The organism is Mycobacterium kansasii ATCC 12478 (genome assembly GCF_000157895.3).
GTDB classification, from domain to species: domain Bacteria; phylum Actinomycetota; class Actinomycetes; order Mycobacteriales; family Mycobacteriaceae; genus Mycobacterium; species Mycobacterium kansasii.
Genome location: NC_022663.1, coordinates 5,322,188 through 5,342,440, shown reverse-complemented (window position 1 = coordinate 5,342,440; position 20,253 = coordinate 5,322,188). Strand labels below are relative to the sequence as shown.

Genomic DNA, 20,253 nt, shown 5'->3' with positions numbered 1-20,253 from the left:
TGTCAGATCGCTCGATACACCAGCAGCAGGGCTTGATCAGAAGGGGTAGGGCCATGGACGACGTCAGGACCGACATGCAGCTTGCGGACGATGTTTTCGTGCAAGCTGTTTCCGACGACGCGCTGGAAGCTGCGGCGGGCAGTAGGTGGATCGGTTCGAAGAAGACCGATGCGGGTTCGGCATGGTGTTGCGGGGACGAAACGATTCTCCACACCTGCGGAGGCTAGTTGGCACCTACGCGGCGCGACTATTCCCACACCAAGACGTTGGGCAGCGAATCGTCAACCTGGCGTAGGGCGGTGTAACCGACGCCGGCGAGCCCGCGGAACATTCCGGGGTTGAAGCGGCTGTTGCCGGCGGTCCACCGGTAGTCGCCGCGTTCGCCGGCGGCCGAGATGACACCGGCCAGGCGACGCGCCGCCAGCTCGCGAAGATCGTTTTGGTCCAAGGCTATTCCCGCTTGGGAAAGAAATTCGACGCTACCCAGCGCGCCGCAGCACAGCGTGTCCCGCAGTTGGACCGACCATTGGCTTTCCACCGCCACCGCGGCATTGCGGATGTCGGCGGTCAGAACCGCCGTATCCGCCCCGGGCAGCCTGGCCATGGCGATGCGTGCCAGACCGATACCGGGGGCTCCATGGCACCACTGGCTGGGCCAGCGCATGTCTTCGTCTCCGCGCAGATCGGGCCAGTTGTGCCGTCCCGGGTCGTAGCTGGAGTTCTCGAACGCGACGCATTCGGATGCGGCCAGCGCGAAATCCTCGCGCCCCGTCGCCGCCGCCAGTGCGGCCAGAGCGTAGGCAAAGCCGGCCGCGCCATGCGATATCCCGTTGAGCGCCTTCCCGGAATCGGGTCTGCTCCAGCTGCGGCGCCCCTGGGGCCCGACCCTGCGTTCACCCAGCAGGTGCTCGCCGCACCGCGCCGCGCGCGCGAGCACGTCGCCGCAGCGGGTGTCGCGATAGAGCCGAAGCAGGCCGAGGATCGCGCCGGCGCTGCCGCCCATGACGTCCAATTGCCTGTCGGCGGAGATCAGGTCGTCGGTGATCAGCGCCGCCACCATGTGCGCGTCGGCCAGCAGTGCGTCATCGCGCAGGCACTTCGACATGACGGCGAGTGCATAGACGATCGACCCCAGGCCGCTACCGCCGCCCAGTCCCAGCGCGCGCGCCGCCGGCGCCGCATTTCCGCCTCGAAATTCCTTGCGCAGGTGCGCAACTGCGGCCAGCGCCAACTCGCTTGACGGAGCACTCCCCGTCACGGCCGCATGCGCGGCGAGGAAGAGCGCAATGCCCGACACGCCGTTGTAAAGGTCGTGGCCCAGGCAGATCAGCTGGAAGGTGTCGGAGTCGCTCGACCAGTCGAGCGCGATCCACGCCGCGGACGGTCCCCGGCGTACCGCGTATCGCACCAGCTCGGCGGCGGCCCGATCGGCCTCCGCGACGAACATCTCCCGGGTCGGTGCGATGTCTGCGATGTTCTCGCCCGAGTTCGGCGCCGGGTCCCCGCTGTCGGCCGTCAATGCGGCCATTTTCACGAACGACGCCATGTTTTGCCGGATGACCGTGACCTGCCAGTCGATTTCGCCGCTGTCGAGGCCGCGAACTCGGGCCGACGCGCGCTGCAGTCCGGACGCGCCGTTCGGCCGGATGCAGGTGCCGGTGCGGTCGCGAATGTCGGCGCCATCGCTGGCCGAGAGGAAAAACGGCACGTTCAACGTGATGAGGGCCGATCGTTCGGCCTGCAGCAACGGCCATCGGGGGTCGTCGTCCTTGTCCCAATCGGCCAGCCTGGCAACGAAATCGGCCTGCGCGGACCACAGTGCGCCGTCATCCATGCTGCGATGGTCGTGGAGCCGCGCGAGCAGCATGGCGTAGAACTTGGTCGGACGGGCCACGGTGCGGACCGGCAGGCCGGCGAACCCGTCGAGCAACCCGCCCGTCGTCGTATCGATCTGCCACCGGGCGAGAAACCGCGCGTAGGTCCGGAATCCCGCGACGAAAGTCTCCAAGTGGTCAATGAACCTGGCGTAGCGACCGCCGAGGTACGGAAGGTTCGGCGTGGTCTTGCCGGCTTCGGTCGATCGTGTGGGTCGCATGTCGTCGGTGTTGATGTCCGTCCAGCGGATCGGTGCCTTGACGTTCCAGTTGGAAACCAACCCGCCGCTGGCATAGATCTTGTTGTCGGGAGACCGCTCGTAGGACGGGAGCAGGCCCACGCTCATGGCCGAATCGGCAATGAGCGTCAGCGCGTCACGAAACGCCTGACTTTCCGGATCGGGGTCCGCGGGCTCCGCCATCGTTGGCTGCAGGATGGTTTCGATGTCGATGGGTACGGGGTGGGCGCCGGCGGCGATGATGTTCTCCTGGTGCATGTCGCCGGCGGCAAAGCAATAGAACAGCGCCAGCCATGCACCGGCCCGGGTGAAGTAGGTCTGGACGTCGCGATCATCGGCGCAGGGCGCATGCTCGACGAACTCGGTCCACCCGTAACCGTCGCGGGCCAGCGCCCGCACCGCCCGCAACCTGACCGGCGCCACCGCGTTGAGCCGCTCCACCAACGCACACCACGCGACGTCGACCCGTAAATCCTTGGGCTTATACACAATTCGAGTACCATCCTCGAACACCACGACATGCACCGACCGACCGCCATTGTGCAAATCACCAAGCCCACCCTCGACACGGGCCACCCGACCCGCCTCCGGCGCACCCAACAACTCAGCACTGATCACCGCCGAATCCGCACCCAACCGCACCACCAACTCCGCGCTGGCATCGATCCACTGCCGAGTCACAACCGCCATCAGCCGCAACAACACCGGCTTGGCCTCAAACAACCGCCGAAACCCCTGCCCCCGCATATCCACCACGAACTGCCCATAACTCAACGACCCCGCACGCGCAGTATCGAACAACGCATACAACGCCGGCGCACACAACTGCGAAAGCTGCTCCACCAACGCCCGACGCAAACTCGCCCGCCCACCCTCACCAAACAACCCGGCCACCGGCGCCGCCACCGCCGACCACAACCGCGCCTCAGCCTGCACCACCACCGGCATCAACAACTGCTCAAACGCACACCCCAACCCCCCACCACCACCGGCATCCACCCCCCGCAGCGCCGCCTCGATCCACACCGCATCCTGCAACCACCCCGGCACCGGCGCCGACGAAACCCGCCGAACACCGGCAAACCGCTCCAACACCAACGCAAAATCCCAGCCATCGCGATCCAACCGCCGAGCAAACTGCCGCCAATCACCACTGGCACACGACCGACACCACGCCGCCAACCGCCGCCCCGCCCGATCAGCATCCGACTTCTGCCCCGGCACCGACTCGAAATCCCGCGACAACAACTCATCAACACTGGCCGCACCCACCAACACCCGCTCAAAAAACGCGTCCATCCCGTCCCTTTCGCCGCAACCCGGCGTAAACCCCGCCCCACCACCATAATTGGCCACCACACCCACCAAAACACCCGACGACCATCAGCGCCCACCTTGAGGACCAAAGTCCCTACAAGCCCACACCACTACGACAGACAGTAAAAGTCCACCAACCACCCACACCCAGAAAGGACCACCCCGATGAACCACACCACCATGCAATTCCCCCAACTCGACGACGACATCTTCGCCTTCAACTTCTCCGACGAAGCCATCGAAGCCGCCGCCGGCATCAGCAGCGGCATCGAAGACACCACCCAATGCACCTGGTCAGTCACCACCCTGTGCAACCCCTGCAAAGAATAAGCCCCCCAACACCATTCACACCCCTGGTGCCGGTCGGTGCGCTGCGGCTATTCCCACACCAAGACGTTGGGAAGCGAGTCATCGATCCGGCGCAGGAGCGTGTAGCCGACACCGGCCAGGCCCTGGAACATTCCGGGGTTGAACCGTCTGGTACCGCCGCTCCATCGGTAATCGCCGCGAGTGGCGGCGGCCGAGATGACCCCGGCCAGGTGCCGTGCCGCCAGATCACGCAATTCGTCTCGTCCCAAAACGGTTCCGGCTTCGCTGAGGAATTCGACGCTGCCGAGGGTGCCACAGCACAAGGTGTCCCGACGGATGCCGGCCCAGCTGTTCTCCACGGCGGTCAGCGCGTGCGTTACGTCGTTGTACAGCAATGCGGTATCGGTTCGTCGCAGTCCGGCCATGGCGATGCGCGCCAAACCGATGCCCGGAGATCCGTGGCACCACTTACACGGCCACACCTTTTCTCCGTTACTGTCCAGATCGGCCCAGGCGTGGCGGTGCGGGTCGAAGTTGGCGTTTTCAAACGCAATGCATTCCGCGGCGGCGTCGGCGAACTCGTCGATTCCGGTTGCCTCGGCCAACGAGGCGAGGGCGTAGGCGTAACCCGCTGCGCCGTGAGAAATGCCGTTGAGATCCAGTGACCCTGATCCCTGCCCGCTCCAGCTGCGACGCCCCGCTGAGCCGATACGCGGTTGACGCAAGAGGTGCTCGCCGCAACGGGCTGCGCGGTCGAGCAGATCGCGCGATCCGGTGTCGCGGTACAGACGAAGCAACCCGAGGACGGCACCGGCGCTGCCGCCGATGACGTCAAGTTGATTGTCCGCCGCGATCAGGTCGTCGGTGAGCAGCGCCGCCGCAACCTGCGCATCGGCGAGCAGCCCATCGTCTCGCAGGCACGCTGACATCACGGCAAACGAGTAGATAACCGATCCCAGACCGCCACCGGCGCCGACTCCCAGCGACCGGGCGAAGCGGGCCGCGTTGCCGCTGTTGAGTTCCTTGCGAACGTGGGCCAATCCGGCCAGCGCCAGTTCCCCCGAGCGGGCGCAACCTGTCACCGCCGCATGGGCAGCCAGGAAGACCCCGATACCCGACACGCCGTTGTAGAGGCCGGGGCCCAGGCAGATCAGCTGGAAGAGTTCGGAATCCCCCAGCCAGTCGAGCGCGATCCATGCTGCGCTGCGTCCCCGGCGAATCGCGTACCGCGACAGGTCCTCGGCGATCCGGTCCGCCTCGCAGCGAAACATCTCTGTCGTCGGCACACCGTCTACGTCGGGGCTTTCTGTCGGCTCCGGCCCGACCGCTTCCGCGGATATGCGGCCCCGCGCGAAGGATTCCATGTTCTGCCGGATGATGGTGACCTGCCACTCGATCCCCGCGCCGTCGAGGCCGCCGGCCAGGGCCAGTGCGTGGCCCATGCCGGATACGCCGGTGGCATGGACCGAAATGCCGGTGACGTCACGGATGTCGGTGGTGTCGCTGGGCATCACAAAATACGGAGTGTTCAACGCCAGCAGCGCTGAGCGTTCCGCCCGCACGAGCGGCGACTGCGGATCGATGTCCTTGTCCCAATCGGACAGCCGGGCAACGAAGTCGGCCTGTGCAGACCAGATGACGCCGTCGTCCATGCGCCGTGGGTCCTTCAGCCGCTGCAGCAGCATGGCGTAGAACCTGGTGGGACGCAGTAGTTTTCGGACCGGCAGGCCGACGAAGCCTTCGAAGAGCCCGCCCGTCGCAGCGTCGGCACGCCACTCGGCCAGGAACCCCGCATAGGCCCGGAAGCCCTCGACGAAAGCCTCGACGTGGTCGGCGAACTTGGCGTAGCGGCCGGCCAGGTGCGGCAAGTTCGGTGTGGTGCTGTCGGTTTCACGCGGTCTGGCCGGGCGCATCGCGTCGGTGTTGACGTCGGTCCAGCGGATTCCTTCAGCGGGCGCCCAATCCGACAGCAACCCGCCGATAGCCCCGACCTCATTGTCGGGATAACGCAGGTAGGACGGGATCAGGCGGACCATCATGACGGAGTTGGCGATGGTCTCCACGGCGGCCCGATGGGCGTCGCTCTCCGGATCTCCGGCATCGGGCCGGTCGATGGTGGCCTGCAGGATGGTTTCGATGTCGATGGGTACGGGGTGGGCGCCGGCGGCGATGATGTTCTCCTGGTGCATGTCGCCGGCGGCAAAGCAATAGAACAGCGCCAGCCATGCACCGGCCCGGGTGAAGTAGGTCTGGACGTCGCGATCATCGGCGCAGGGCGCATGCTCGACGAACTCGGTCCACCCGTAACCGTCGCGGGCCAGCGCCCGCACCGCCCGCAACCTGACCGGCGCCACCGCGTTGAGCCGCTCCACCAACGCACACCACGCGACGTCGACCCGTAAATCCTTGGGCTTATACACAATTCGAGTACCATCCTCGAACACCACGACATGCACCGACCGACCGCCATTGTGCAAATCACCAAGCCCACCCTCGACACGGGCCACCCGACCCGCCTCCGGCGCACCCAACAACTCAGCACCGATCACCGCCGAATCCGCACCCAACCGCACCACCAACTCCGCGCTGGCATCGATCCACTGCCGAGTCACAACCGCCATCAGCCGCAACAACACCGGCTTGGCCTCAAACAACCGCCGAAACCCCTGCCCCCGCATATCCACCACGAACTGCCCATAACTCAACGACCCCGCACGCGCAGTATCGAACAACGCATACAACGCCGGCGCACACAACTGCGAAAGCTGCTCCACCAACGCCCGACGCAAACTCGCCCGCCCACCCTCACCAAACAACCCGGCCACCGGCGCCGCCACCGCCGACCACAACCGCGCCTCAGCCTGCACCACCACCGGCATCAACAACTGCTCAAACGCACACCCCAACCCCCCACCACCACCGGCATCCACCCCCCGCAGCGCCGCCTCGATCCACACCGCATCCTGCAACCACCCCGGCACCGGCGCCGACGAAACCCGCCGAACACCGGCAAACCGCTCCAACACCAACGCAAAATCCCAGCCATCGCGATCCAACCGCCGAGCAAACTGCCGCCAATCACCACTGGCACACGACCGACACCACGCCGCCAACCGCCGCCCCGCCCGATCAGCATCCGACTTCTGCCCCGGCACCGACTCGAAATCCCGCGACAACAACTCATCAACACTGGCCGCACCCACCAACACCCGCTCAAAAAACGCGTCCATCCCGTCCCTTTCGCCGCAACCCGGCGTAAACCCCGCCCCACCACCATAATTGGCCACCACACCCACCAAAACACCCGACGACCATCAGCGCCCACCTTGAGGACCAAAGTCCCTACAAGCCCACACCACTACGACAGACAGTAAAAGTCCACCAACCACCCACACCCAGAAAGGACCACCCCGATGAACCACACCACCATGCAATTCCCCCAACTCGACGACGACATCTTCGCCTTCAACTTCTCCGACGAAGCCATCGAAGCCGCCGCCGGCATCAGCAGCGGCATCGAAGACACCACCCAATGCACCTGGTCAGTCACCACCCTGTGCAACCCCTGCAAAGAATAAGCCCCCCAACACCATTCACACCCCTGGTCGGTCTGATCACTCGTCTGTCGAAAGAGCCTGATTCTCTTGGCAATCGAGTTGCCGAGCTGTCTAGGGCTACCCGGATTGGGTCAGAAGTTCACCGGAACCTCGTAGACGTTGCGGTGGGATCCGTCCTTCATGCTCACTTCCCAGACGGTGACACGGCCCAGGCCATGCTGTTGCGTCGAGTAATTCGAGGTGAATGCGAAGGGGCCCCAGTTTCCCCATTCCAGCCCCGTCACCGTGGTGAAACCCTGGTCGAGTTCGGCGCCGTCCGGGGCGTTGACCGAATACGTGACCGTTCCCTCGAAGACGTTGGCGATTCCGGAGACCTTCAACGGTGACGTCACAGCTTCCCCGGGCACCGGAGACTCGATCAGAATCCTCGGTAGCACGGCGTCGACGTCGGCGCGTTTGAGGTTGGCCGCCCCATCCAGCGGCTTCCCGTCGACGGTGATGGTTACCTGGTCGACGCCGGCGAACTGGGTGAGCGTGCAGACGACCTCGGCGACACGCAGCTGCATCGGGACAGCGGACAACGCGGCGCCGTCGGCCCGGAAGTCATTGGACAGGTCGACAGTCGCGGTGCCGCCCGCGACGTTGAGGCCCAGCAGCTTGGTGGCGGCCGGAATCTCCGTCGACAGGCCGATTCCCCGCTCGAAGTCGTCGGGCCCCGCCAGTAGCGCCCGGACCGCAAGTTCGGCTGCCATGGATGAGTGGGGATCGGCCGCGTTCCGCCCGGCAGTGGCGACCTTGCCAGCCCGCACGAAGTAGACCCGAAGGGCAACGCCGGTACCGGGCATCGTCGTCGGCGCCGTCGACGTCGCACCGGACTTCGACGACGTAGTCGCAGCCGGCGGCTGGTGCGTGGCGCATGCAGCTCCCGCGTATAACCAGCCGATGGCCGAGATCAAGCACAGTGCCCGCCGCATGGGCTGAGAGTGCCACCAGAACATCGTGGTGCGCCAGGGACGAATGGCCCCTCCTGGCGCCTCCTGGCGCCTCCTGGCGCCTCCTGGCGCCTCCTGGCGTCGCTCCCCTGCCCAAACCGCACCCCGGATCGGGTCACATCATGCGGTGGAGCCATCCGTGTTCGGCGATGGGCCAGCCCGCCCACCGTAGAGCAGGCCGCGCCACCTATTACGATCGGTTGGCTTTCCACCAGTTGTACAGGCCGGCGAGGTCGGGTCCGCTGGCCAGAGCCAGGAGCAGGTCGCGGTCTTTCGTCCACTCGACCGCGACATCGTCGCCGCCTTCGACGCGTCCGCACAGGGTCGAACCGGCGGTCGTGTTCGGCGCGCTGTCGTACCCCCAGGGCCCGGGCGAGGGTTGCCCTCCGGGCACGGCACGGGGTGTGGATGCCTGGCACTGACGTCCCTGAGGAACTGAGCGGCCAGCATCGAGGGGTCTGCGAACAACTCGTAATACGCGTATTCCGGACCAACCCGACGCCGGCCAACCTTCACACCGATACCCGCTTTCAGCGATGTGACGTCTCCGGCGCAACCGTCGGCCCGAAGAACGCGGCGGGCCGATCCGGACGTGACCCATGTCGCGACTGCACCGAAAAGCGTTGCCATGCTAGATTTCACACTCGCGGCCCAGCCGCACTGATCCGACCCGCAACGTATTCGTCGCGCCCGCCGGTGTGCCGACAACGGCTCCCCGCGTGTTGTGCCGCGACATGCCAGCGCGTCGGGTCGGCGTGCGGAGCCATGTGACGGCGTGAACGTGAACCGCCACGCGCGGGTGAGCATCTGGGGGGCAGTGTTCGATGCAGCAGGTCAGTCACGCCGACGCCGAAGGCAGTCGGCCGTTGCGGGGCTGGCAGCGCCGCGCAATCGTCAAGTACCTGGCCGCCGAGCCGCGGGATTTCCTGGCCGTGGCCACCCCCGGATCGGGCAAGACGACGTTCGCCCTGCGGATCACGGCCGAATTGCTGAGCCATCGCGCGGTCGAGCAGGTCACCGTCGTGGTGCCCACCGAGCACCTGAAAATTCAGTGGGCACAGGCCGCCGCGCGGCACGGGCTGGCCCTGGACCCCAGGTTCACCAACTCCAACCCCCAGACCTCACCGGAGTACCACGGCGTCGTCGTCACCTACGCCCAGGTCGCCGCGCATCCGACGCTGCACCGAGTGCGCACCGAACAACGCAAGACGCTGGTCGTTTTCGACGAGATCCACCACGGCGGCGATGCCAAGGCCTGGGGCGACGCCATCCGGGAGGCGTTCGGCGACGCCTCCCGCCGGCTTGGCCTGACGGGCACACCGTTTCGCAGCGACGACAGTCCGATCCCGTTCGTCAGCTATGCGCCCGACGGGGACGGGGTGCTGCGTTCCCAAGCCGACCACACCTACGGCTATGCCGAAGCCCTTGCCGACGGCGTGGTCCGGCCGGTGGTGTTCCTCGCCTACTCCGGGCAGGCGCGCTGGCGCGACAGCGCCGGCGAGGAGCATGAGGCGCGCCTGGGTGAGCCATTGTCGGCCGAGCAGACCGCACGGGCCTGGCGCACGGCGCTGGACCCTGCCGGCGAGTGGATGCCGGCGGTCATCACCGCCGCCGACCAGCGGCTGCGTCAACTGCGCGCCCAGGTGCCCGACGCCGGCGGCATGATCATCGCCTCGGACCGGACGGCGGCCCGAGCCTATGCCGGGTTGCTGACCAAGCTGACGTCCGAAGCGCCCACCGTCGTCCTCTCCGACGATCCCGGATCTTCCTCCCGCATAGCGGAATTCGCCTCGAGCACCAACAGGTGGCTGGTCGCCGTGCGAATGGTTTCCGAAGGCGTCGACGTCCCTCGCCTGTCGGTCGGGATCTATGCCACCAGTGCGTCGACACCGCTGTTCTTCGCGCAGGCGGTTGGCCGGTTCGTGCGGTCACGCCGACCCGGTGAAACCGCAAGCATCTTCCTGCCGTCGGTTCCCAGCCTGCTGCAGCTGGCCAGCGAGCTGGAGGCCCAGCGCAACCATGTGCTGGGCAAGCCGCACCGGGAATCGGGCGACGATCCACTTACCGGTGATCCCGCCACCAGGACGCAAACCGAACCGGGTGAAACCGGCTTCACCGCACTGGGAGCCGACGCCGAATTGGATCAGGTCATCTTCGACGGGTCGTCGTTCGGCACCGCCACTCCGGCGGGAAGCGACGAGGAGGCCGACTACCTCGGCATCCCGGGGCTGCTCGACGCGGAGCAGATGCGCGCCCTGCTGCACCGGCGCCAGGACGAGCAGCTCCAAAGGCGGGCCCGCCTTCAGCACGCGGCCGCGCAGTCGGGCCCGGCCCAGCCGGCTACCACCCACGGCCAACTCCGCGAGCTGCGCCGCGAGCTCAACAGCCTGGTGGCGATAGCTCATCACCGCACCGGCCGGCCGCACGGCTGGATACACAACGAACTTCGCCGCCGCTGCGGCGGCCCGCCGATCGCCGCCGCAACCCGCGAGCAGCTCAAGGCGCGCATCGAAGCGTTGCACCAGTTGAACGCCGAGCAGCTGTGACCGGGGCCGGGCTAATCGCCGACGGGCTCGTCGACCAATACGTCGGCGGGGGTACCCAGCACCGCCGACAGCTGCTGCTCGACCGCAGCAGGTACGTCGAACTCCCCGGGAACGGTCACGCAGAAAACGTCGGCCGCGGTCGACCCGAAAGTGTTGACCTTGGCCCACCGGATATCGGCGCCCGCGCGCTCCAGGGCGTGCGCGAGCAGCGCGAGCAATCCCGGTCTATCCATGGCACGAACCTCAAGGAGGAGCTGGCCGGGGATCGCGGATTGGAGCCACAGGATGCGCGGCGGGGCGGCCGAACGCGTGACCGGCACTCCGGCCACCACCTCACCGGCTCGTTCGGATGCGAAACTGCTGGCCTCGCTGTCCCGCTTTTCGACCATGGCCAGCACGTCGACATCGCCGCCGAGGGCACCGACGAACTGCTGGCGCAGCAGTTCGGCCGCCGGCGGCGAACCGAACAGCGGGGACACCACGAATTCGGTGATCGCAACGCCGTCGTGGCTGTTGACCGCCGCGGAATGGACGCCCAGCGAATTCAGCGCCAGCACGGCGGCGGCTTTGGAGACCAACCCCGGTTTGTCCGGTGCGACCATCACCACCTGGTACATCCGCGCGCTGTCGCCGGGTCCGATCTCCACGTGCACCCCGTGATCGGCTGCCAGTGAAAGATAATGTGGCGCAAGCGGTTTCGCCTGCGGCAGCGCCTCACCAGCCATCACCATCCGGCAGCGTGACACCAGTTTTTCGACCAGCGAAGCCTTCCAGTCACTCCATACTCCCGGGCCGGTGGCCTTCGAGTCCGCCTCCGTCAGCGCGTGCAGCACCTCCAGCAGTTGCGGGTCTCCGCCCAGGGCCTCGGATACGCCCTCGATGGTTTTCGGGTCGTTCAAGTCGCTTCGGGTGGCTACCACGGGTAGCAGCAAGTGGTGACGCACCAGCTTGGACAGCACGTCGATGTCCGCGGGCGGCAGACCCAGCCGTTCGCCGATCTGCATGACCATTTCGGAGCCGAGCACGCTGTGATCGGCGCCCCTGCCCTTCCCGATGTCGTGCAGCAGCGCGCCGAGCGCCAGCAGATCGGGTCGCGCCACTCGGGTAGACAGCGGCGCGGCATGGATGGCGGTCTCGATCACATGACGGTCCACGGTCCATTTGTGGGCGACATCGCGGGGCGGGAGGTCGCGGATGCTGCCCCATTCCGGCAGCAATCGGCCCCACAACCCGGTGCGGTCGAGCGCTTCGATCGTCCCCACCGCGGTGGGGCCGGCCAGCAGTACCACCAGCAGGTCGTCCAATACCTCACGCGGCCAGGGCGTCGGCAGCTCCGGAGTGCACGTGGCCAGCCGGCTCAAGGTAGCGGCGCCGATGGGCAGTCCGGTGTCGGCCGCGGCGGCGGCCACGCGCAGCATCAGCCCGGGATCACGTTCGGGGTGAGCGTCACGGGCCAGCACGATCTCGCTGGCGTATTCGACCACGCCCTCGTCGAGCGGCCGCCGCTTCGGCCGGTGCCGCAAGGCCGAGATGCCCCGCCGCGGCAACGCGTTGACGGCGGTGCGCAGCCCGGTTTCGGAGTGGTAGGCGATGGTGCGGCCGGCGCCGGACAGCATTCGCGCCAGGTCGAATCGGTCGCCGAAATGCAGGGCTGCGCTGATGTCGTCGGCGTGCTGGGCCAGCAGCAGATCGTGTCCGCGGCCCGATACCCGGTGCAGTTCGGTGCGCACGTTGAGCAGCGTGAGGTAGGCGTCGTCCAGCGAACCCACCGGCAGGCCCGGAGCGGCCATGCCGTGGCGGTCGATGAGCTGCGCGATCGCCAGCGCGTTGAGCAACTGCACGTCACGAAGGCCACCGCGACCCGACTTGAGGTCGGGTTCGGCGCGCTGGGCGATGCGGCCGTAACGCAACCAACGGTCATGTGTGATTTCGACGAGTTCGTCCATGCGCGAACGTATTCCGCTGCGCCATTGCCGCCGCACGCCTTCGATCAACCCGTCGGAAAGTCGCTTGTCGCCGGCGATGTGACGGGCTTCCAGCATGCCCAGGGCGGCCACCAGGTCGGAATTGGCCACAGCCAGCGCGTCGGGAACGGTTCGCACGCTGTGGTCGAGCCGAATGTTGGCGTCCCACAACGGGTACCACAGCTTGTCGGCGACCTCCCCCAGCACCTCGGCAGGCTTGCCGTCGTGCACCAGCAGCAGATCCAGGTCGGAATGCGGCAGCAGCTCGCGTCGGCCGAGCCCACCGACCCCGACGATCGCGAACCCGCTGTCGTCGGTGATCCCGATTTCTGCGGCCTTGGCGGTCAGCCAGGACTCGTGCAGGTCCAGCCAGGCCTGTCGCAGCTCCGCAGGATGCGGTGCCCGCTGGTCGTGGGAAAGCAATTGGCGCCGTCCGGCAACCAAATCGCTTGCCGGGCAGGCGGTTCCGCACTGACCTGGCTGGTCGGGAGTCATCCCGGGTGGGGCCGGCGCCGGCCCGTCCCAGATCTGTTCAGCAATGCGCGGCGACTCTCACAGCGCGTCCGGTCCGCGTTCACCGGTGCGTACCCGCACGATGGTGTCCACGGGGCTGACCCACACCTTCCCGTCGCCGATCTTGCCGGTGCGCGCCGCCCGCACGATGCTGTCGACGACCTTGTCGACAATGGAATCGTCGACGACGACTTCGACCCGGACCTTGGGCACGAAATCGACCGAGTATTCCGCACCCCGGTAGACCTCGGTGTGGCCCTTCTGCCGTCCATAGCCCTGGATTTCGCTGACGGTCATCCCCAGGACGCCGGCGTCCTCGAGGCTGGCCTTGACGTCGTCGAGGGTGAACGGCTTGACGATCGCGGTGATCAGCTTCATTTCGGCTCCGCCTCCACTTTCTCGCTCACTCGCTCTTCCAGGCCGTTACGCGAACCCAGCGCCGGGCCGGGACGGGGAAGAACCGAACCGCTGGTGACCGCGAAATCATAGCCGCTCTCGGCGTGCTCAGCCTCGTCGATGCCCGCGTATTCTTCCTCCGCACCCAACCGCAGCCCGATGGTGTACTTCAGGATAAGAGCCAAGATAAGCGTGACGACGCCAGAGTAGACCAGAACGCTGAACGCGCCGACCGCTTGCCGTTCCAGCTGCGCGAACCCGCCGCCGTAGAACAACCCCTTCGACACTCCGGCCACGCCGTTGATGGCCACACTCTCGGGTGCGGCCAGCAGACCGATCAGCAACGTGCCCACCAGACCGCCGACCAGGTGTACCCCGACCACATCCAGCGAGTCGTCGAAACCGAACTTGAATTTCAGCCCGACCGCCAGGGCACACAGCACACCGGCCACCGCGCCGACCGCCAATGCGCCCAGAACGTTGACCGACGAACAGGACGGGGTGATGGCGACCAGCCCGGCGACGATGCCCGAGGCCGCACCCAGCGTCGTGGCCTTGCCGTCGCGGATGCGCTCGGTGAGCAGCCAGCCCAGCATGGCCGCGGCGGTCGCGACGGTGGTCGTGATGAACGTCGACCCGGCGGCGCCGTTTGAACTGGTGGCCGACCCGGCGTTGAACCCGTACCAGCCGAACCACAGCAGCCCGGCCCCGAGCATCACGAACGGCAGGTTGTGCGGCCGGAACAGCGTCGTGGGCCAGCCCTTGCGCTTGCCCAGCACGATCGCCAGGACCAGGCCGGCCACACCGGCGTTGATGTGGACCGCGGTGCCCCCGGCGAAGTCGATGGCATGCAGCTTGTTGGCGATCCAGCCGCCGTGCGCGGAGGCGAATTTGTCGAACGCGAAGACCCAGTGCGCCACCGGGAAGTAGACGAACGTCGCCCAAAGCCCGGCGAACGCCAGCCAGGCACCGAACTTGAGCCGGTCGGCCACCGCACCCGAGATCAAGGCAACCGTGATGATCGCGAACATCAGCTGGAATGCCACGAACACGGTGGCCGGCAGGGTGCCGGCCAACGGGATGTTCACCGCCGCGGTTTGCGTCGCGGGATCGGCGGCCACCGCGTTGCCACCGATCAGGCCCTTCAGGCCCCAGTATTCGGTCGGGTTGCCGGCAATGTTGCCGACGTCGTCGCCGAACGCCATCGAGTAGCCGTAGAGCACCCAGAGCACGGTGACGACGCCCATCGCACTGACGCTCATCATGATCATGTTCAGCACGCTCTTGGCGCGCACCATGCCGCCGTAAAAGAAAGCCAGGCCCGGCGTCATCAACAGCACGAGGGCGGAACTCGCCAGCATCCAGGCCGTATCGCCGGTGTTGGGCACGCCCATGATCGGGAATTGGTCCACTCGCTATCACCTCCAGTCAGCGTTGGGAGGGCCCCAGGACTATGACTGGCGACCTGATCCAGAACCATGCGCAGTAGTTGTTGCGGCGATGGTGCGGCGATGTTTCGTGAGGATTAACGTAAAACTTGCTGTGTAAGAGCTGCTAGCCGAGCAGGGCGTCGACGAAGGCGGCCGGTTCGAACGGCGCCAGGTCGTCGGGGCCTTCACCGAGCCCGACCAGCTTGACCGGCACGCCAAGCTCCTGTTGGACGCGGAAGACGATGCCGCCCTTGGCCGTTCCGTCCAGTTTGGTGAGCACCACGCCGGTGATGTCGACGACTTCGGCGAAAACCCTGGCCTGCGCCAGTCCGTTCTGCCCGATCGTGGCGTCGAGCACCAGCAGTACCTCGTCAACGGCGGCACGGCGGGTAACCACCCGCTTGACCTTGCCGAGTTCGTCCATCAACCCAACCTTGGTGTGCAGCCGGCCGGCGGTGTCGATGAGCACGACGTCTGCGCCGTGTGCGATGCCCTTGTCGACGGCATCGAAGGCCACCGATGCCGGGTCGGCGCCTTCGGCCCCGCGCACCACCTCCGCACCCACCCGGGCCGCCCAGGTCTGCAGTTGATCGGCCGCCGCGGCCCGGAAGGTGTCGGCCGCGCCGAGCACGACCCGCCGGCCGTCGGCCACCAGCACCCGCGCCAACTTACCGACGGTGGTGGTCTTGCCGGTGCCGTTGACACCCACCACCAGCAACACCGAGGGATGGTCGGCGTGCGGCAGCGCCCGGATCGAGCGGTCCATGATCGGCTGCAGTTCTTTGACGAGGACCTCTCGTAGCACGGCCCGGGCATCCGCCTCGGAACGCACATCGGCGCTGGCCAGCCTGCTGCGCAGCTGCGACACCACCGACTGGGTGACCACCGGGCCCAGATCGGCGACCAGCAAGGTGTCCTCGACGTCCTGCCAGGAGTCCTCGTCCAGGTCGCCGCCGCCGAGCAAACCCAGCATGCTGCGGCCGAAGGCGTTCTGCGACTTGGCGAGCCGCCCGCGCAGCCGCTCCAACCGCCCTTCCGGCGGCTCGATCGCCTCGACTTCCGGCGCTACCGGCGGCGCAACGGTCTCGGGTCCGGGCTCGACCTCGGGGAGATGGACATCGGAGATGGTGCGTTTGACGGCGTCACGCGGGAGGGTCGCATCGTCGCCGACTGCGGGCAGTCCGCTGGTGTCGATCCGATCGGCCGGTTCGACGGTCTCGACAGCCGAGGGCGTCTGGCTGAAGGTGATGCCGGACGACGCCGTGTAGCCGCCCGAACGGTCGATTACCCCCGGTTTCGGCTGGGTCGACAGGCGGATCCGGCGACGGCGATAGCGCACCAGGCCGATGACCAGCGCGGCGATGACGACCAGGACGGCGACGACCGCAATGGCGATCCACAGACCTTCCGACACACTGACATCCTTCCAGGGGCTTACCGGGGCGCCCGGGCCCCACGCTACGGGTCACCGTCACGAAGAATTGGCGACCAGCTCATCCAGCTGCTGACCCCGCATGCGCTGCGAGATCACCGCGGTGATGCCATCACCTTGCATGGTCACGCCGTAGAGGGCATCCGCGACTTCCATCGTCGGCTTCTGGTGCGTGATGATGATGAGCTGAGATCGGTCGCGCAGCTGTTCGAAAAGGCCGAGAAGCCGCCGCAGGTTCGTGTCGTCCAGGGCGGCCTCCACCTCGTCCATGATGTAGAACGGCGACGGTCGGGCCCGAAAGATCGCCACCAGCATCGCCACCGCGGTCAGCGCCTTCTCCCCACCGGACAGCAACGACAGCCGGGTGACCTTCTTACCCGGCGGACGGGCTTCCACCTCGATACCGGTGGTCAGCATGTCGTCGGGCGCAGTCAGCCGCAGTCGGCCTTCGCCGCCGGGGAACAGCGAGCCGAACACGACCCGGAATTCGCGTTCCACGTCGACGAACGCATCGCTGAAAACCTGCAGGATGCGGGCGTCGACGTCGGCGACGACGTCAAGCAGATCCTTGCGGGCGGCCTTGACGTCCTCGAGTTGGGTGGACAGGAAGTTGTAGCGCTCTTCCAGCGCCGCGAACTCCTCGAGGGCCAGCGGATTGACCTTGCCGAGTTCGGCCAGGTCACGTTCGGCGCGTTTGGCCCGGCGCTCCTGGGTAGCGCGGTCGAACGGCATCGGGGCGGGCGCGACCACCTGCTCGCCGCGTTCGCGGGCCTGCTCGAACTCGGCCATCTCCAGCTCGGTGGGCGGCAGCGGAACCTCGGGACCGTACTCGGCGATCAAATCGGCCGGCGCCATCCCGAACTGCTCCAGCACCATGTGTTCGAGCTGCTCGATTCGCATTGCCGCCTGGGCATCTGCCACCTCGTCACGGTGCAGCGAATCGGTCAGCGCAGCCACCCGCGCGCTCAACGTGTTGGTCTCCTCGCGAACCGCCGCCATCGCCGCCAACCGCTGCCCGCGTTCGGCGGCGAGCTCGTCACGAAGTTGCGACGCCGCGGCCACCACCTGGTTCAATCGCCCCGCCAACAGCCGCCCGGACTCGGCGACGGCCGCGGCCACCGCCGCCGAGCGCAGTCGCGCTTCCAGCGCCTGCTGGGCCCGCAGCCTCGCCTCCCGTTCGGCCGCAGCCGCGCGGCGCAGCGAATCTGCTCTTCCCCGAACGGCATTGGCGCGCTCCTCGGCGGTCCGCACCGCCAATCGCGCCTCCACTTCAACGGCCCGCGCGCTTTCGGTCGCAGCCGCGATCGCCTCCCTGGCTGCTGCCGTGCTGGGCTCAGCCGCCTGCACGTGTTGGGTCTGTTGGGCGTTGCGCAGCCTGGTCTCGAGCTCGATGACCTCCTCGAGCGTCTGCGCCCGCCCGTCTTCCAGTTCCTCGCGCTGCCGCAGCAGCCTGGTCCACTCTTCCTCGGCCGCACGCGCGTCCTGACCGAGCCGGCCCAGCTGCTCGTAGGTCGCCGAAATGGTGGCGTCGGATTCGTTGAGCGCGGCCAGCGCCTGGTCGGCCGAGTCCTGGCGAGCCGCTTGTTCGGTCAGTGCGCCGGACAGCGCCGCACTCAGGTGAGCCACCTGCGCCTCGGCCGCGGCCAGCTCGGTGCGGGCCTTGTCGATCTCGGAAGTGATCTCCAACGTGCTGGGCTTGCGGTCGGACCCGCCACTCACCCAGCCGGCTCCGACCAGGTCACCGTCCAGGGTGACGGCTCGCAGCTGGGGCCGAACCGCCACCAGGTTCAGCGCCTCGGCCAGGTCGTTGACCACCACGACGCCCGAAAGCATCGCGGTGATCGCCCCGCGCAATCGCGGCGGCGCCTCGATCAGATCCAGTGCCCACCGCGCGCCGCCAGGTAACTCCGGGGCGGGATTGTCCGGGGCCGGCCAGTCACTCAACACCAGCGCCGCCCGGCCGCCGTCGGCCTCCTTGAGCGCGCTGACCGCGGCGCGAGCCGCGCCGGGGCCGTCGACGGCCAGCGCATCGGCCGCCGCTCCCAGCACCGCCGCCAGTGCGGCCTCATAGCCCGGGCGGACCTTGACGAGCTGGGCGATCGGCCCGAGAACTCCCGCGCCACCGTGGTTGCGGGCAAGCCACGCCGCGCCGTCCTTGCGGTCCAGTCCCACCGAGAGGGCGTCGATGCGGGCCCGCAGCGACGCCACCCGGCGTTCGGCGTCGCGTTCGGCCACCTGGAGTTCGGCCACCCGCTGATCGGCCAGCCGCAATGCGGCCACCGTCCGCTCGTGCTGCTCGTCCAGGCCGACCTCGCCCTGGTCCAATTCGCCGACGCGGCCCTGCACGGCTTCGAATTCCGCGCGAGCCTGCTGAGCACGCGCGGCGGCCTCGTCGATCCGTTCAGACAGCCTCGCGACGCTGTCGTCGATCGACTCCACGCGTGCCCGCATGGTTTCCACCTGCCCGGCCAGGCGCGCCAGCCCCTCGCGCCGATCGGCCTCCGCGCGGACCGCCGCCAGATGGGCGCGGTCGGCCTCGGCGGCTTGGCGCTCCCGCTGGGAGAGCTCGGCCCGCGCGGCATCCAGCCGGGTACGCGCGGCAGCGAGTTCCGCCAGCAACTGCTGCTCGGCGGCGGCCACCCGCTCGGCCTCGGCTTCCAGCGCCTCGGGGTCGGTATCGCTGGCCGCCACCGGCTCGACATCGAGATGCTGAGCGCGCTCGCTCGCGATGCGTACCGTCGCGCCCACCCGTTCGGCCAGGGCCGAAAGGCCGAACCAGGTGTGCTGTACCGCCTCGGCCCGTTGGGAGAGCTCGGTCAGCGCGGCCTCGTGTGCGGCCAGCTCCTCGGCGGCCACCGATAACCGCGCGGCGGCCTCGTCATGTTCGCGACGCATCGCGTTCTCGGCGTCCAAAATCGATGCGCGCTCAGCACGCCGGCCGACCAGATCGTCGGCGGCCAGCCGCAGCCGGGCGTCGCGCAGGTCGGCCTGGATGGTCGCCGCACGCCGAGCCACCTCGGCCTGGCGGCCCAGCGGCTTGAGCTGGCGGCGCAGTTCGGTGGTCAGATCGGTGAGCCGGGCCAGGTTGGCCGCCATCGCGTCCAGTTTGCGCAGCGCCTTCTCTTTGCGCTTGCGATGTTTGAGCACGCCCGCAGCTTCTTCGATGAAGGCCCGGCGCTCCTCGGGCCGCGACTGCAGGATCTCGTCGAGCTTGCCCTGCCCGACGATCACATGCATCTCGCGGCCGATGCCGGAGTCGCTCAACAGCTCCTGCACGTCCATCAAACGGCAACTGCTGCCGTTGATTTCGTATTCGCTGGCGCCGTCGCGGAACATCCGCCGGGTGATCGACACCTCGGTGTACTCGATCGGCAGCGCGTTGTCGGAGTTGTCGATGGTGACGGTGACTTCGGCCCGGCCCAGCGGGGCACGCGACGAGGTGCCGGCGAAGATGACGTCTTCCATCTTGCCGCCGCGCAGGGTCTTGGCCCCCTGCTCCCCCATCACCCACGCCAGCGCGTCGACCACGTTGGACTTGCCGGATCCGTTGGGACCGACGACGGCGGTGATACCCGGCTCGAACCGCAGAGTCGTTGCCGCGGCGAAGGATTTGAAGCCCTTCAGCGTCAGACTCTTGAGGTACACGAGCAGCCAGATTACCTAGCCGCGTGGGACAGTAACACG

The 20,253-nt window shown here is 67.5% G+C and carries 13 protein-coding genes; 4 read left to right on the top strand and 9 right to left on the bottom strand.

Translation table 11 applies throughout. The annotated features are described in order from the left end of the window. Nucleotides 1-53: 53 nt before the first annotated feature. Complete coding sequence (locus MKAN_RS23045) at nt 54-227, top strand: hypothetical protein (protein ID WP_155254712.1); 174 nt, start codon at nt 54-56, stop codon at nt 225-227. Nucleotides 228-247: 20 nt separating this feature from the next. Here the strand turns inward: MKAN_RS23045 and MKAN_RS23040 are convergent, their stop codons facing one another. After that, complete coding sequence (locus MKAN_RS23040; RefSeq protein WP_023372292.1) at nt 248-3,412, bottom strand: type 2 lanthipeptide synthetase LanM family protein; 3,165 nt, start codon at nt 3,410-3,412, stop codon at nt 248-250. A 183-nt stretch (nt 3,413-3,595) separates the two neighbouring features. On the opposite strand from MKAN_RS23040, the gene MKAN_RS30780 reads away from it, so the two are divergent. Further along, nucleotides 3,596-3,760: a hypothetical protein gene (locus tag MKAN_RS30780; RefSeq protein WP_023372290.1), complete on the top strand. Its 165-nt coding sequence runs from the start codon at nt 3,596-3,598 to the stop codon at nt 3,758-3,760. A 47-nt stretch (nt 3,761-3,807) separates the two neighbouring features. Here MKAN_RS30780 and MKAN_RS23035 read toward each other — a convergent pair whose 3' ends face one another. Next, the gene (locus MKAN_RS23035; protein ID WP_023372291.1) at nt 3,808-6,969 is read right to left on the bottom strand and encodes a type 2 lanthipeptide synthetase LanM family protein; all 3,162 of its coding nucleotides are present in this window, start codon (nt 6,967-6,969) and stop codon (nt 3,808-3,810) included. A gap of 183 nt (nt 6,970-7,152) precedes the next feature. Between MKAN_RS23035 and MKAN_RS30775 the strand changes: the two genes are divergently transcribed. Next, nucleotides 7,153-7,317, top strand: a complete 165-nt coding sequence (locus tag MKAN_RS30775; protein WP_023372290.1) for a hypothetical protein — start codon at nt 7,153-7,155, stop codon at nt 7,315-7,317. Between the two features lie 110 nt (nt 7,318-7,427). On the opposite strand, the gene MKAN_RS23030 is transcribed toward MKAN_RS30775, so the two are convergent. Next, complete coding sequence (locus MKAN_RS23030; RefSeq protein WP_023372289.1) at nt 7,428-8,270, bottom strand: GerMN domain-containing protein; 843 nt, start codon at nt 8,268-8,270, stop codon at nt 7,428-7,430. 208 nt (nt 8,271-8,478) lie between these two features. Beyond that, nucleotides 8,479-8,682 (bottom strand): hypothetical protein, encoded by a 204-nt coding sequence (locus MKAN_RS23025; protein ID WP_023372288.1) that lies wholly within the window; start codon nt 8,680-8,682, stop codon nt 8,479-8,481. Between the two features lie 430 nt (nt 8,683-9,112). Between MKAN_RS23025 and MKAN_RS23020 the strand changes: the two genes are divergently transcribed. Beyond that, nucleotides 9,113-10,834 (top strand): DEAD/DEAH box helicase, encoded by a 1,722-nt coding sequence (locus MKAN_RS23020; protein WP_023372287.1) that lies wholly within the window; start codon nt 9,113-9,115, stop codon nt 10,832-10,834. Nucleotides 10,835-10,845: 11 nt separating this feature from the next. On the opposite strand, the gene MKAN_RS23015 is transcribed toward MKAN_RS23020, so the two are convergent. The 5 genes from MKAN_RS23015 to smc form a co-directional block, all read right to left on the bottom strand. After that, nucleotides 10,846-13,293 carry a [protein-PII] uridylyltransferase gene (locus MKAN_RS23015; RefSeq protein ID WP_023372286.1) on the bottom strand — a complete coding sequence of 816 codons (2,448 nt, stop codon included), beginning with the start codon at nt 13,291-13,293 and terminating at the stop codon, nt 10,846-10,848. Nucleotides 13,294-13,350: 57 nt separating this feature from the next. Further along, on the bottom strand, nt 13,351-13,689 hold the full coding sequence (glnB, locus tag MKAN_RS23010) for a nitrogen regulatory protein P-II (RefSeq protein WP_023372285.1): 339 nt from the start codon (nt 13,687-13,689) through the stop codon (nt 13,351-13,353). Further along, nucleotides 13,686-15,119, bottom strand: a complete 1,434-nt coding sequence (locus tag MKAN_RS23005; RefSeq protein WP_023372284.1) for an ammonium transporter — start codon at nt 15,117-15,119, stop codon at nt 13,686-13,688. Before MKAN_RS23005 ends, glnB begins: the two co-directional genes overlap by 4 nt. A gap of 142 nt (nt 15,120-15,261) precedes the next feature. Beyond that, entirely contained in the window at nt 15,262-16,551 is a 1,290-nt protein-coding gene (gene ftsY, locus MKAN_RS23000; protein ID WP_023372283.1) for a signal recognition particle-docking protein FtsY, read from the bottom strand. A gap of 57 nt (nt 16,552-16,608) precedes the next feature. Next, entirely contained in the window at nt 16,609-20,214 is a 3,606-nt protein-coding gene (gene smc / locus MKAN_RS22995; RefSeq protein ID WP_023372282.1) for a chromosome segregation protein SMC, read from the bottom strand. Between the last annotated feature and the right edge of the window lie 39 nt (nt 20,215-20,253).

Excerpts from the sequence above, each read along its gene's own strand:
- MKAN_RS23045 (WP_155254712.1), top strand. The coding sequence starts at position 54 with ATGGACGACGTCAGGACCGACATGCAGCTTGCGGACGATGTTTTCGTG.
- MKAN_RS23040 (WP_023372292.1), bottom strand. The coding sequence starts at position 3,412 with ATGGACGCGTTTTTTGAGCGGGTGTTGGTGGGTGCGGCCAGTGTTGAT.
- MKAN_RS30780 (WP_023372290.1), top strand. The coding sequence starts at position 3,596 with ATGAACCACACCACCATGCAATTCCCCCAACTCGACGACGACATCTTC.
- MKAN_RS23035 (WP_023372291.1), bottom strand. The coding sequence starts at position 6,969 with ATGGACGCGTTTTTTGAGCGGGTGTTGGTGGGTGCGGCCAGTGTTGAT.
- MKAN_RS30775 (WP_023372290.1), top strand. The coding sequence starts at position 7,153 with ATGAACCACACCACCATGCAATTCCCCCAACTCGACGACGACATCTTC.
- MKAN_RS23030 (WP_023372289.1), bottom strand. The coding sequence starts at position 8,270 with ATGCGGCGGGCACTGTGCTTGATCTCGGCCATCGGCTGGTTATACGCG.
- MKAN_RS23020 (WP_023372287.1), top strand. The coding sequence starts at position 9,113 with ATGCAGCAGGTCAGTCACGCCGACGCCGAAGGCAGTCGGCCGTTGCGG.
- MKAN_RS23015 (WP_023372286.1), bottom strand. The coding sequence starts at position 13,293 with ATGACTCCCGACCAGCCAGGTCAGTGCGGAACCGCCTGCCCGGCAAGC.
- glnB (WP_023372285.1), bottom strand. The coding sequence starts at position 13,689 with ATGAAGCTGATCACCGCGATCGTCAAGCCGTTCACCCTCGACGACGTC.